Origin of the sequence: Caballeronia glebae (assembly GCF_001545035.1) — a bacterium.
Taxonomy (GTDB): Bacteria; Pseudomonadota; Gammaproteobacteria; order Burkholderiales; family Burkholderiaceae; genus Caballeronia; species Caballeronia glebae.
In genome coordinates, this window is the sequence record NZ_FCOJ02000006.1 from 171,048 (window position 1) to 184,128 (window position 13,081).

The window sequence follows — 13,081 nt, forward strand, 5'->3', positions numbered from 1 at the left end:
CCGGCGGCTCGATCGGCGCGGTCTTATAATGTTCGGCCCGCCGCCAGAGTTTTTCTGGCCCGCTTTCCTGCCGTTGCCTTTCTCCCATGCCCGACCTGCTCGCGAATCTGAATCCCGAACAACTCGCCGCCGTGACGCTCCCGGACGAGCCCGCGCTCATTCTCGCGGGCGCCGGCAGCGGCAAGACGCGCGTGCTCATCACGCGCATCGCCTGGCTGATCCGGCAGGGCTACGCGTCGCCGCCCACCGTGCTCGCCGTCACCTTCACGAACAAGGCCGCGCGCGAAATGATGGCGCGCCTGTCCGCGCTGTTGCCCATCGACACGCGCGGCATGTGGATCGGCACCTTCCACGGCCTGTGCAACCGCATGCTGCGCGCGCATTACCGCGACGCCGGCCTGCCGCAAACCTTCCAGATTCTCGACACGGCCGACCAGCTTTCCGCCATCAAACGGCTGATGAAGGGCCTGAACGTAGACGACGAGAAATATCCGGCGAAGAACCTGCAGTACTTCATCAACAACGCCAAGGAGCAGGGCCTGCGTCCGAAGGGCGTCGATGCGACCGACGCGTTCAACCGCAAGTTCGTCGAGCTGTACGAAGCCTACGATCAGCAATGCCAGCGTGAAGGCGTCGTCGATTTTCCGGAACTGCTGCTGCGTTGTTATGAACTGCTCGCGCACAATCCGCCGCTGCGCGCGCATTATCAGGCGCGCTTTCGCAACATTCTCGTCGACGAGTTCCAGGATACGAACAAGCTGCAGTACGCGTGGCTCAAGCTGCTCGCGGGCGAGCACAACGCGATCTTCGCGGTCGGCGACGACGACCAGTCGATCTACGCGTTCCGCGGCGCGAACGTCGGCAATATGCACGATTTCGAGCGCGAATTCCGCGTGCGCAATCTCATCAAGCTGGAGCAGAACTATCGCTCGCACGGCCATATTCTCGACACTGCGAACTATCTGATCGCGAACAACGCCAACCGGCTCGGCAAGAACCTGCGCACCGACGCGGGCCACGGCGAGCCGGTGCGCGTCTACGAGGCCGCGACGGATTCGCAGGAAGCGGGCTGGATCGTCGAGGAGATCAAGGCGCTCATTAATACGGGCTTGTCGCGCGGCGAGGTCGCGGTGCTCTATCGCAGCAACGCGCAGTCGCGGACCATCGAGCATACGCTCGTGAACGCGGGCATTCCGTATCGCGTGTACGGGGGTCTGCGCTTCTTCGAGCGGCAGGAAGTGAAGCACGCGCTCGCGTATCTGCGTCTCATCGACAACCCGAACGACGATACCGCGTTCGCGCGCGTCGTCAATTTCCCGACGCGCGGAATCGGCGCGCGTTCCATCGAGCAAGTGGCCGATGCGGCGCGTCTCTACAACTGTTCGATGGCCGCCGCCGTGCCCTACGTGACCGGCAAGGCCGGCACGAGTCTCGGCGCGTTCGCGACGCTCATCGCGAAAATGCGCGCCGAAACGCAGCAGATGAGCCTGCCGGAAACGGTCGAATACGTCGTGCGCGCGAGCGGTCTCGCCGCGTTCTACGAAACCGAGCGCGAAGGCCAGGATCGTCTCGAAAACTTGCAGGAAGTCGTGAATGCGGCGGCCGCGTTCGTGAGCGAGGAAGGCTACGGCCTCGACACGCCCGCGCGTTCAATCCCGCTGCGCCCGGGCGCGACGTCGGCGCCGGAGATCGCGGCCGTGAGCGAGGACGGCGAGATCGAAGTGCTCGATGCGCCCGGCATCGCCGATCCCGCGCAGAATCCGGACACGATGACGCCGCTCGCCGGTTTCCTGTCGCACGCATCGCTCGAAGCCGGCGACAACCAGGCGCAGGCCGGCCAGGACGCCGTGCAGTTGATGACCGTGCACGCGGCGAAGGGTCTCGAATTCACGGCGGTGTTCATCACCGGGCTGGAGGAAGGCCTGTTCCCGCACGAGAACAGCGCGAAGGAAGCCGACGGGCTGGAGGAAGAACGGCGGCTGGCGTATGTGGCGATCACGCGCGCGAAGGAGCGGCTTTATCTGTCGTTCGCGCAGAGCCGCATGCTGCACGGCCAGACGCGCTACAACATCCGCTCGCGTTTCTTCGACGAACTGCCCGAAGGCTCGCTCAAGTGGCTCACGCCGAAGATCGAGGCGGGCGCGCGCTGGGGCGGACGCGCCGACAACGCCGGTTGGGGCCGCGACTGGTTCGCGCGTCCCGGACACGAGCGCGGCGGTTCTTCTCACGGCGCGGCCCAGACGCAGGAAAGATTGCCGTCGTTCGCCAACGAGCAGCGCGCGGCCGAGTCCGGCTTCAAGGTCGGCCAGGCCGTGTTCCATACGAAGTTCGGCGAAGGCACGGTCACGGCGCTGGAAGGCTCCGGCGGGGACGCGCGCGCGCAAGTGCGCTTCAAGCGCCACGGCGAGAAATGGCTCGCACTGGCGGTCGCGAAACTTCAGGCCGTCGAATGAAGACGAAGCGGCTCGGCATCATGGCGGCGCTGCCGCAGGAACTGGGCGATCTCATCGCGCAGATGCGGGCCGCGGGCGAAGTCCGCACGGTGACGCTCGGCCAGCGCGAGTACTACATCGGCGACGCGCACGGGCTGCCGGCCGTCGTCACGCTCGCGCGCATCGGCAAGGTGGCGGCGGCCGCGACCGCGAGCGCGCTCGTCCACGTGTTCGACGCCGATGCGATTGTCTTCACGGGCGTCGCGGGCGGCGTGCGGGCGGACGTGCAAGTGGGCGACGTGGTCGTCGCGGATGCGTTGATGCAGCACGATCTCGACGCGTCGCCGCTCTTCCCGCGCTACGAAGTGCCGCTGCTCGACCGCGCGCGCTTCGACGCCGATCGCGCGCTTTCCGATGCGCTCGCCGCCGCCGCCGATGCATTCATCGCCGAGGAAGGCGGCGCGCTGGCGGAGCGCTTCGCCGTCGCCGCGCCGCGCGTGCATCGCGGGCTCGTCGTGAGCGGCGATCGATTCATCGCGAGCCACGACGCGCTTTTCGCCTTGCGCGATGCGCTGCCGGACGCGCTCGCGGTCGAAATGGAAGGCGCGGCCATCGCGCAGGTCTGCTACGAGCATGGCGTGCCGTGCGCGGTCGTGCGGACCATTTCCGACGCGGCCGACGCCGCCGCGCCGCTCTCGTTCACCGAATTCCTCACGTCGATCGCGGCGACTTACTCGTCGGGCATTTTGTCGCGCTTTCTGCGCGCGGCGGGCTGATTCGGCGCCAAAACCCGAGCGGGCAAAGGTTTCGGCAGCCCGCGCATCGCCTAAATTCCTGCTTGTAGTTGAGAATGATTCTCAATACAATGACTCGCACAGCGTGAGGCACAGACAGGAGGCCCGACGACATGACCAACGATTTCACCGCCAGCCGCATGACAGGCGAAACGCGCCCGGCGTGCGAGAGAGGCGAGCGGGGTGAGCGTTGCGCTATTTCGGCGAACGCCGCGAAAGTTCTCGAAACGACGCGCCGCGCGTGGAGCGAGGCGACGGCTCAGGCGCCGAAAGAGGCGGCTCGCCGTCCGCCGCGCGCGACGCAACCCAAAAAACGTGTGGTGCCGCGGCGTTCGCGCTGGCCGTCGCTCGTCGCCGCGCTGAGCTACTGGAGCCCGAAACCGCTGTGAACGCCGCCGACCTTGCACCGAAATCTTTCGAACTCGACGAACGTCTTTTCGACGCGAGCCGATTCCCGCTCGTGCGCCTGCGTCCGCGCGCCGTGAAGCCCGGCTATGCGTTCGCGTGGACCGCGCAGATGCGCCGCCTCGTGTCGCTCGCGACGCCCTTTGTTCTGGTGGCCGAGCACGACGCCAACGAAACCGCGGACGACGCCCGTCTGCGCGGCGCGTGGATGCGCATGCATCGCGCGATGCTCGTCTCGTACTGCCGTGGCCTGATCCTGATCGAACCGCGTATCGAGGCGCGCGCGAGCACGCGTGAATCGCTGCGCGCGATGACCGAGGGCAGCGGCGTGCGCACGGTCGTCGTGTCGAGCATTCGCGTGGCGGGCGAGCTTGCGCCGGTGCTGCTCAAGCACACCGCGTCCGAAAGCCGCGCCGCCGCGCGCACGCAGGCGTTCTGAAGCAACGGAACGATCAGGGCGCGCCCTGTCTGGCGCGGCTCGGATGGCTGCTCTATCCTGTGTCGGCCGGAGTCGGCGCTTTGGCGCCTGGCTTCGGTCCCGTGCACCGCAGGGGCCAGCCAACGCCGCTTTGCAGAGGACGCGCATGCCGACTTACCGAGAAGCGTATCGACGGTCGATCGACGAGCCCGAGGCGTTCTGGGCCGAAGAGGCTCGCCGTATCCATTGGCACACGCCGTTCTCGCAGGTCCTCGATGCGAGCAAGCCGCCGTTCGCGCGGTGGTTCGTCGGCGGCAAGACCAATCTGTGCCATAACGCGGTGGACCGGCATCTGGCCTCCCGCGCGCAACAGGACGCGCTCGTCTATGTATCGACGGAAACGGGCATCGAGCGCCGCTACACCTACGCCGAACTGCACGCCGAAGTAAACCGCATGGCGGCCGTCATGCGCTCGCTGCACGTGAAGAAGGGCGACCGCGTGCTCATCTATCTGCCGATGATCCCCGAAGCGCTCTTCGCGATGCTCGCGTGCGCGCGCATCGGTGCCGTCCATTCGGTCGTGTTCGGCGGCTTCGCGGCGCCGAATCTCGCGGCGCGCATCGACGACGCCGAGCCCGCGCTCATCGTCACCGCCGATGCGGGCGCGCGCGCGGGCAAGGTGATCGACTACACGCCGCTCGTCGACGAAGCGCTGTCGCGCGCCGAGTACAAGGTGCCGCAAGTGCTGCTGATCGACCGGCAACTCGCGCCGGAGCGCCTGCAGGCGAGCTATCTCGTCGCGTACGAGCCGCTGCGCGAGCAGTTCTTCGACGCGCACGTGCCTTGCGAATGGCTCGAATCGAACGAGCCGTCTTACGTGCTCTACACGTCCGGCACGACGGGCAGGCCGAAGGGCGTGCAGCGCGATGTCGGCGGCTATGCGGTGGCGCTCGCCGCGTCGATGGAACACATCTTTCAGGGCGCGCCGGGCGACACGATGTTCACCGCATCCGATATCGGCTGGGTCGTCGGGCACAGCTACATCATCTATGCGCCGTTGATCGCGGGCCTGACGACGGTCATGTACGAAGGCACGCCGGTTCGTCCCGACGGCGGCATCTGGTGGCGGCTCGTCCAGCAGTACCGGATCAACCTGATGTTCACCGCGCCGACCGCGATCCGCGTGCTGAAGAAGCAGGACCCGGCGTTGATGGAGAAATACGATCTGTCGAGCCTGCGCGCGCTGTTTCTCGCGGGCGAGCCGCTCGACGAGCCGACCGCGCAGTGGATCCAGAGCGCGTTGAAGAAGCCCGTCATCGACAATTACTGGCAGACGGAAACCGGCTGGCCGATGATCGCGATTCCGCGCGGCATCGAGGAATTGCCGTCGAAACTCGGCTCGCCCGGCATGCCGTCGATGGGCTTCAACCTCACGCTGCGCAACGAAGCGACGGGCGATGCATGCGCGCCGGGCGAGAAGGGCGTGGTCACGCTGGCGTATCCGTTGCCGCCGGGTTGCATGCAGACCGTGTGGGGCGACGACCAGCGCTTCGTCGATACGTACTGGAAGAGCGTGCCGAATCAGATGGTCTATTCGACCTTCGACTGGGGCGTGCAGGACGAAGACGGCTATGTGTCGATTCTCGGCCGCACCGATGACGTGATCAACGTCGCGGGACATCGGCTCGGCACGCGCGAGATCGAAGAGGCATTGTCGGCGCATCCGGCGGTCGCGGAGGTCGCGGTGGTCGGCATCGCAGATTCCGTGAAGGGGCAGGCGGCCGCGGCGTTCGTCGTGCTGCGCGATGCGGATCGCATCAATGCGCCGGGCGCGCGCGAAGGCCTGGAGGCGGAATTGTGTCACGCGGTGGATTCGCAACTCGGCGCGATCGCGCGTCCGGCGCGCGTGCATTTCGTGTCGATGCTGCCGAAGACGCGCTCGGGAAAGCTGCTGCGACGCGCGATCGCGGCGCTCGCGGAAGGGCGCGATCCGGGCGAGTTGCCGACGATCGAAGACCCGGGCGCGTTGATGCAGGTTCGCGAAGCGTTGGGGAACTGAGCGCTTCAAATGCGACGGGCGCGCGGTCCGCTAAAGACCGGCGCGCCCGCCGCGATCAATCAATCACGTATTGCGATCAGGCTTTCGCCTTTGCCTCATGCGTCTTCGGCAGGAAGACGGTCAGCACGCCGAGCAGCGGCAGGAACGCGCAAACCTTGTAGACGTAGTCGATGCTGGTCGTATCCGCGAGATGCCCGAGCACCGCCGCGCCGACGCCGCCCATTCCGAACGCGAATCCGAAGAACAGCCCCGCGACCATCCCGACCTTTCCCGGAATCAATTCCTGCGCATAAACGAGGATCGCCGAGAACGCGGAAGCCAGCACGAGCCCGATGATCACCGAGAGCACGCCCGTCCAGAACAGGTTCGCGTAGGGCGTCAGCAGCGTGAACGGCGCGACGCCGAGGATCGATACCCAGATTACCGCCTTGCGCCCGACCTTGTCGCCGACCGGACCGCCGATGATCGTGCCCGCCGCCACTGCCGCGAGGAACACGAACAGATGAATCTGCGCGGCCTGCACCGACAAGCCGAACTTGCTGATCAGATAGAACGTGAAGTAACTCGTGATGCTCGCGAGATAGAAGTACTTCGAGAACACGAGCAGCACGAGCACGGTCATCGCCATCAGGACCTTGTTGCGCGGCAGCGTTGCCTGCGCGACTTGCGAGCGGCCCTTCTTGATCGCCGGATGACGCTTGTACCAGCGGCCGATGTTCGCCAGCACGAACATCGCGACGAGCGCCGCCGCCGAGAACCACGCGATGCTCTTTTGCCCGTGCGGAATGACGATCAGCGCGGCGAGCAGCGGTCCGAGCGACGAGCCCGCGTTGCCGCCCACCTGAAAGAGCGACTGCGCGAGACCGTGCTTGCCGCCGGAAGCCATGCGCGCGACCCGCGACGATTCCGGATGAAACACCGACGATCCGCAGCCGACCAGCGCCGCCGCGATCAGCAGCGTGCCGAAGTTGCCAGCGACCGACATCAGCAAGAGACCCGACAGCGTGAAGCCCATGCCGACCGGAAGCGAATAAGGTTTCGGATGCTTGTCCGTGTACAAGCCGACGAGCGGTTGCAGGAGCGAAGCCGTCACTTGATAAACGAGCGTGATCAGGCCGATTTGTCCGAACGTGAGCGCGAACTCGCTCTTGAACATCGGATAGATCGCCAGAATCAGCGACTGGATCATGTCGTTCAGAAGGTGCGAGAAACTGATCGCGCCCAGAACGGAATAAACCGTGCGTTGCGTGCCCGTGCTCGCGGAACCCGGGGCGGAAGCGCCGGCCGATGCGCCGGAAGGCGACAAAGCGCCCTTGTCGATGCTCGTTTGCATAATGAATGGCTGGTGGAAGCGGAAAAGACGTCTCGGAACTTGCGCTTTTTTAGTGCGACATTTATGCGCAAACTGAATTTTTGAGAAGTGTAGGCTGTCCTCGTCGCGTTGTCCTGCCAAGCTTTGTCGCGAATCGGACAGGATAGGCGGGCAATCGCGTGGTGTTTTCGTCTTACGCAAGGATTTTTGGCCGGATATAAGAAGCGACGGCGGAGTGAACGCATGTTCGCTCTTTCGCAAGAAAAGGCTCAAGAAAGCCGACAAACCTGCCGTACTCCCGGCGGGGACCAGATCAGGACACGCCACACGACGGCCAAGTCCAAAGACACTTCGGGGATTCGATCGATGAAACTGTTTTCGCTACGCGGCGCACAAGACGCGGGCTTCGTGGCGCACGCCGGCGCGAAGCGCACGCTGTCCGTCAAGGCATCGCTCAGACTGGCGTTCGGGCTCGTGCTCGCGGGCACGCTCGTCATCGGCGCGATTTCGCTCACGCAGATCAGCCGTCTGAACGGCGCGACCGAATCCATCTACACGCAAGGCTATGTCGCGAGCCGCGCGGCCGAGGAAACGCGCGGGTTTCTGCTGCGCGCGAGCCGCTCGCAGAAGATGCTGCTCACCGCCAGCACCGCGAAAGAGCGCGACGATCTCGGCGCGCAGATCGAGCAATCGCTCGCCGAAATCGGCCGCGAGCAGGCGCAACTCGCGCAATACATCGATCACGCCGACAAGGACGCGCTCGCCCAGCAAAAGAACTTCTCGATCGCGCTCGGCAAATGGACCGAAAACCTGCGCACCTTCGTGAAGCTCGTGAAGGAGCAGCCGCTCGATCTCTCGCAGATGAACTGGCAAGTCGGCACGCAGGACGTGTCGCTGCTCGTCGAAACGGGCAAGCTCGAAAAGATGGTCGACGAACTCGTCGCGCGTCGCGGCGCCGCAGCCAAGGCGACGATCGAATCCGCGGCGTTCATCTTCCATTCGTCGTTCGTGATGGTGTCCGCGCTGACGCTCGCGTTGTTCGTCCTCGCGATCGTCGTCTCCGAATGGGTCGTGCGGCGTCTGGCCGGTCAGCTCGGCGGCGAGCCCGGTTATGCGAAGGACATCGCGCGCCGCATCGCGTCGGGCGATCTCGCGAATCGGATCACGCTCAAGCGCCGCGACGATGCCTCGATGCTTCACGCGCTGTCGGAAATGCAGGCGGGTCTTTCGTCGACCGTCGGCGATATCGCGGCGAGCGCGGAGGCGATCGCCTCGGCGTCGAGCGAGATTTCGACGGGCAACGTCGACTTGTCGCGCCGTACCGAAGAGCAGGCGGTCGCGCTCGAAAAAACCGCGGCCAGCATGGAGCAGCTCACCTCGACGGTGCGCCAGAACGCCGACAACGCGAAGCAGGCGAGCACGCTCGCGGCGAGCGCGTCGGAGATCGCGGAGAAGGGCGGCGCCGTGGTGAGCCGCGTCGTCGAAACGATGCAGCGTATCGATGCGAGCGCGAAGAGTATCGGCGACATCATCGGCGTGATCGAAGGCATCGCGTTCCAGACCAACATCCTCGCGCTGAACGCGGCGGTCGAGGCCGCGCGCGCGGGCGAGCAAGGGCGCGGCTTCGCGGTCGTCGCGGGCGAGGTGCGCAGCCTCGCGCAGCGCTCGTCGTCGGCGGCCAAGGAGATCAAAGGCTTGATCGGCACGTCGGTGTCGCGCGTGTCGGACGGCTCGACCTACGCGCAGGAAGCCGGCGCGACGATGGAGCAAGTCGTGAAGGCCGTGCGCCGCGTCACCGACATCATGGGCGAGATTTCGGCGGCATCGGCGGAGCAGAAGTCGGGCATCGAGTCGATCGGCGAGGCCGTCACGAAGATGGACGCGAACACGCAGCAGAACGCCGCGCTCGTGGAGCAGGCGGCGGCCGCCGCGCAATCGCTCGACGATCAGGCGCGCGCGCTGAAATCGCTTGTCGGAAAATTCCAGTTGGCCTGACGTAAAACATCGGGATAGAATCGCGGACGGGCGCGGCAGGGCGCCCGGTCTCGCGAAAGTCTTACGCACCTGCTCTCAGTGCATCGAGCAGCATCAACTCTGGATCGAACCGCAACGTCGACCTTTATAGCCGCAGCGAGAACGGCGCAACAAAGGAACAACGTCATGTGGTCTACATCCTGTCCTATCGCTTCTTCCGCTTCTTCCGCTTCTTCCGCTTCTTCAGTTTTCAATAGCGCCTATCTGCGCGAACACGCGCGGCGTCTGCTTCGTCACGCCCGCGACGGCGATACGAGCGCGTCCATGCCCGTCCTGCGCCGTCTGCTCGCGGCGAAGGTCATGCGCGCGGAGCGTCTCGCCGATCTGCACGCGATCCGCGACGATCTGCAACTGAAACACGTGCTCTCGATGCTCGCCGCCGAACTCGGCTACGCAAGCTGGGACGTGTGCAAATCCGACATCGACAAGCAGCCGGGCGCGATCATCGACCGCTATCGGCTCGACGCCGGCGCGTTCAACGATCACGAAAAGAACTGGTTTGCGAGCGAGCCGGAAGCACGCGAATGGCAGCGCGCGCACGGCGGCTATATCGTACGATACGGCGAACAGGCCGTGGCGATCCTGAAGCGGGAATAAGGCTGATGCGCGCAGGGAGGAAGCCGGTCAGATCAGCTCGACTTCCTTCCAGTTCGCGCTAAGAAAAAAACGGCTCAGCTCCTTCGTGAGCTCGTTCAGCGCGCTCATCTCGGGCGGCGAGATCTTGCGCACGTGCTGCGGCGAAGTCCAGTCGCCGTAGATCAGCGCGACGGTCGTATCGTTCGATTTCACCGGCAGCAGCACGAACGCCTGCGCTTCGCCGAGCGTTTCCTTGTACCAGCGCGGCAAGCGGGCGTCGATGCGCGCGTCGTGCGCGTTCTCGATGAAGATGCCGACCGGATTGCTGATCGCGAGATGAAACACGTCGGGCCGGAATTCCGCCGAGAAGCGCAGTTGCGGCAGGATCGGCTCGACGCCCGCGCCGAGTCCGAGACGCGCGTGGAACTCGTTGTTGGCCTGGCGCATGAACACGACGGTGCGCGACAAATGCAGGCTGCCGAGGATCGACTCGGACGCGAGCGCGAGCGCCGGCGCCAGCGCATTCTTCGACGGCAACGAGCGCAAATCGGCGACACTCGCGCCGATGCGCGCCTCCGCCGACACCTTCGCGCGCTCCATTGCATCGGCGTTGGCCTGCAGCTCGGAAATCTCGCGCATCACGCCGTCGCTCGCTTCTTCGTTCGCGAGCGCGAGGCTCATCGACGTGAGCGTGTCGGCGCCGGTGTTGAGCGGGCCGCTGTAGCGGTTCGCGATATCGAGCAGCACCGATTCGCGGCCGTCCGCGGCCATGTTCTGCGCGGTGAGCGCGTCCGCGACTTCGGTCGAATAGTTGGAGATGGCGCGCAGCCAGCGCACGTGCTTCGGCACGGTTTCATCGATGGGCGCGTTCGGATCGGTTGCGCGCATGCCTTCGCGGATCGTCTCGGGCAGCCGCCAGCGGTCCGCCGCTTCGAGGCCGATCTCGTCGAAGGTGACGCCGAGGAGCGCTGCGCAGGCGGCGCTGTCTGGGATGTTTTCCGACGCGGCCTTGCGCCGCAACTGATCCCACTCGTGTTCCAGATAAAACGCGACGAGCAGCTTGCCGATCTGCCGCATGAGCGTGCAGACAACCGCTTCCTCGGCGGAGCGCAGATCCTTGTGTTCGGTGAGTTGCCGCGCGACGGCGCCCGAGAGCAGGGTGCGGTTCAGTTCGAGCTTCGCGTCGATACGGCGCGGCGCGCTCTGATGGAAGTGGTCGACGAGCTTCAACCCGACGACGAGATGACCGACCGCGTCCATGCCGAGCACCATCAACGCGCGCGTGACGGTGGTGATGTTGCCGCCGAACGCGATGTACATCGCCGAGTTGGCGAGCCGCAGCACCTTCTGCGTGAGGCCGACGTCCGACAGCACGACTTGCACGAGAGACGTGAAGTCGAGGTCGTCGTCGCTCATCGCGGACACGGTCGAGCGTAGCGCCTGAGACAGCATGGGGAAATCCCCGCGCTCGCTCATGCGCGACCACAACTTGTCCAGTAGTTCGGCCTTGGTGCGTGCCATTGCTAAAAATAAGAACTCGTTCGTTTACGCGACGGCTAACCCGAGGCGGTCCAGCAATCCGGCACCCAACAACGAAATGTACACGTTATTAGGTAGTTACGGCGCGTGCTTCGATTAAAACACGAACACTCGTCCGTTCATAATGTCTCGTGCAACACGAGCGAATTCGACTGGAACGAGCGCGCCAGTTCGTCCGACGGCAACGCATGGCAGATGAGCCAGCCCTGAATATGATCGCACCCGAGTTCGGCGAGCAAATCCCGCTGCGCCTCGGTTTCGACGCCTTCGGCAACCAGTTCCAGCCCGAGCGATTGCGCCAGCCCGACCACCGCGCTCACGATCGCGCGATTGTTCCGGGATGTAACCAGGTTCTCGACAAAGCTGCGGTCGATCTTGAGCTTGGAAAGCGGAAAACGTTGCAAATAGGCGAGGCTCGAATAACCGGTGCCGAAATCGTCGACCGCAAAGCGGATGCCGATCGACGTGAGCGCTTCTAGAAGGCACGTCGCTTCCTCGGGATCGTGCATCAGCAGGCTTTCGGTGATCTCGAACACGAGCCGCCGCGCGTCGATGCCGGTGAGCGCGAGCGCTTCCTTCACCGCCGCGGTAAAACGCTTGTCGCGGAACTGCTGCGGCGACACGTTCACCGAGACGTAATCGAGCCGGATACCGATCGCATCCCATTGCGTGATCTGCATGCACGCGGCCTTCAGCACCCAGTTGCCCAGATAGTTGATGAGGCCGATGGATTCCGCGAGCGGAATGAACGTCGACGGCGGCACGAGCCCGTGCACCGGATGATTCCAGCGCATCAGCGCTTCCACGCCGACCACCGCGCCCGTGCGGATCTTCGTGATCGGCTGGAAGTAGAGCGAGAACTCGCCGTTGCGCACGGCTTCGTAGAGGTCCGCTTCGAGCTTCAGGCGCTCGGCGTCGGCGGGGTTGTTGTCGATCGTGTGGAAAACGAGCGCGTTGCCGCCGGATTCTTTTGCCTGCGAGAGCGCGTGGTCGGCCATGCGCAGAAGGTTCGTCTGCGCGCCGCTCTTCGCGTGCTTGGCCGCCTGATCCGGATACAGCGCGACGCCAACGCTCGCCGACAAATGCGTGTGCTGCCCGCGATGCCGGTACGGCTGCGCGATCGCGGTGAGCAGGCGCCGCCCGAGACTTTCGGCGAGTTCCGCCGTGGTGCCGGCGGGCAGCAGCACGGCGAATTCGTCGCCGGCCACGCGCGCGACGCGCTCGCCAAATCCGGCCGTATGCTGGATGCGCCGCGCGGTCTCGCGCAGAAGCTCGTCGCCGGCGTCGTAGCCGAGCGCGCGGTTGATGCGCTGATAATCGTCGATGTCGAGCAGCACGAGTCCCGCGTGCGTGCGCGTGAGATCGGCTTCGTCCTGCGCCGCGCCGATCGCGGCCTTCAGCGCGATGAGGTTGTCGAGGCCGGTCAGCGCGTCGTGATTGAGCGTGTGGATGAGCGCCGCTTCGCGCTCGCGCCAGTGCGTCACGTCGAAGGCGGCGAGCGCGAAGCCGGGC

Annotated in this window: 10 protein-coding genes; 7 read left to right on the forward strand and 3 right to left on the reverse strand. The window is 65.2% G+C overall.

Features of this window, described 5'->3' with window-relative positions:
• Positions 1 to 86: 86 nt before the first annotated feature.
• The 5 genes from AWB82_RS06460 to AWB82_RS06480 all read left to right on the forward strand — a co-directional run bounded on the left by AWB82_RS06460 (position 87) and on the right by AWB82_RS06480 (position 6,108).
• Positions 87 to 2,453, forward strand: a complete 2,367-nt coding sequence (locus tag AWB82_RS06460) for a UvrD-helicase domain-containing protein (RefSeq protein WP_086966317.1) — start codon at positions 87 to 89, stop codon at positions 2,451 to 2,453.
• Positions 2,450 to 3,208: a 5'-methylthioadenosine/adenosylhomocysteine nucleosidase gene (locus AWB82_RS06465; protein ID WP_086966318.1), complete on the forward strand. Its 759-nt coding sequence runs from the start codon at positions 2,450 to 2,452 to the stop codon at positions 3,206 to 3,208. The genes AWB82_RS06460 and AWB82_RS06465 overlap by 4 nt, the downstream gene beginning before the upstream one ends.
• Before the next feature lie 131 nt (positions 3,209 to 3,339).
• Entirely contained in the window at positions 3,340 to 3,615 is a 276-nt protein-coding gene (locus tag AWB82_RS06470; protein ID WP_086966319.1) for a hypothetical protein, read from the forward strand.
• Positions 3,612 to 4,070, forward strand: coding sequence for a hypothetical protein (locus tag AWB82_RS06475; RefSeq protein ID WP_086966320.1), 459 nt, complete (start codon positions 3,612 to 3,614; stop codon positions 4,068 to 4,070). The genes AWB82_RS06470 and AWB82_RS06475 overlap by 4 nt, the downstream gene beginning before the upstream one ends.
• 145 nt (positions 4,071 to 4,215) lie before the next feature.
• The gene (locus AWB82_RS06480; protein WP_086966321.1) at positions 4,216 to 6,108 is read left to right on the forward strand and encodes a propionate--CoA ligase; all 1,893 of its coding nucleotides are present in this window, start codon (positions 4,216 to 4,218) and stop codon (positions 6,106 to 6,108) included.
• A gap of 76 nt (positions 6,109 to 6,184) precedes the next feature.
• Here the strand turns inward: AWB82_RS06480 and AWB82_RS06485 are convergent, their stop codons facing one another.
• The gene (locus AWB82_RS06485) at positions 6,185 to 7,441 is read right to left on the reverse strand and encodes an MFS transporter (protein WP_086966322.1); all 1,257 of its coding nucleotides are present in this window, start codon (positions 7,439 to 7,441) and stop codon (positions 6,185 to 6,187) included.
• A 345-nt stretch (positions 7,442 to 7,786) separates the two neighbouring features.
• On the opposite strand from AWB82_RS06485, the gene AWB82_RS06490 reads away from it, so the two are divergent.
• Together AWB82_RS06490 and AWB82_RS06495 are read left to right on the forward strand one after the other, a co-directional pair.
• Entirely contained in the window at positions 7,787 to 9,415 is a 1,629-nt protein-coding gene (locus tag AWB82_RS06490) for a methyl-accepting chemotaxis protein (protein ID WP_086966323.1), read from the forward strand.
• A 303-nt stretch (positions 9,416 to 9,718) separates the two neighbouring features.
• Positions 9,719 to 10,051, forward strand: coding sequence for a hypothetical protein (locus tag AWB82_RS06495; protein ID WP_235023192.1), 333 nt, complete (start codon positions 9,719 to 9,721; stop codon positions 10,049 to 10,051).
• A 27-nt stretch (positions 10,052 to 10,078) separates the two neighbouring features.
• On the opposite strand, the gene AWB82_RS06500 is transcribed toward AWB82_RS06495, so the two are convergent.
• Positions 10,079 to 11,551, reverse strand: coding sequence for an HDOD domain-containing protein (locus AWB82_RS06500; protein WP_086966325.1), 1,473 nt, complete (start codon positions 11,549 to 11,551; stop codon positions 10,079 to 10,081).
• Between the two features lie 137 nt (positions 11,552 to 11,688).
• Positions 11,689 to 13,081: putative bifunctional diguanylate cyclase/phosphodiesterase (locus AWB82_RS06505; RefSeq protein ID WP_086966326.1), on the reverse strand; the 1,393-nt coding region annotated here is incomplete at its 5' end.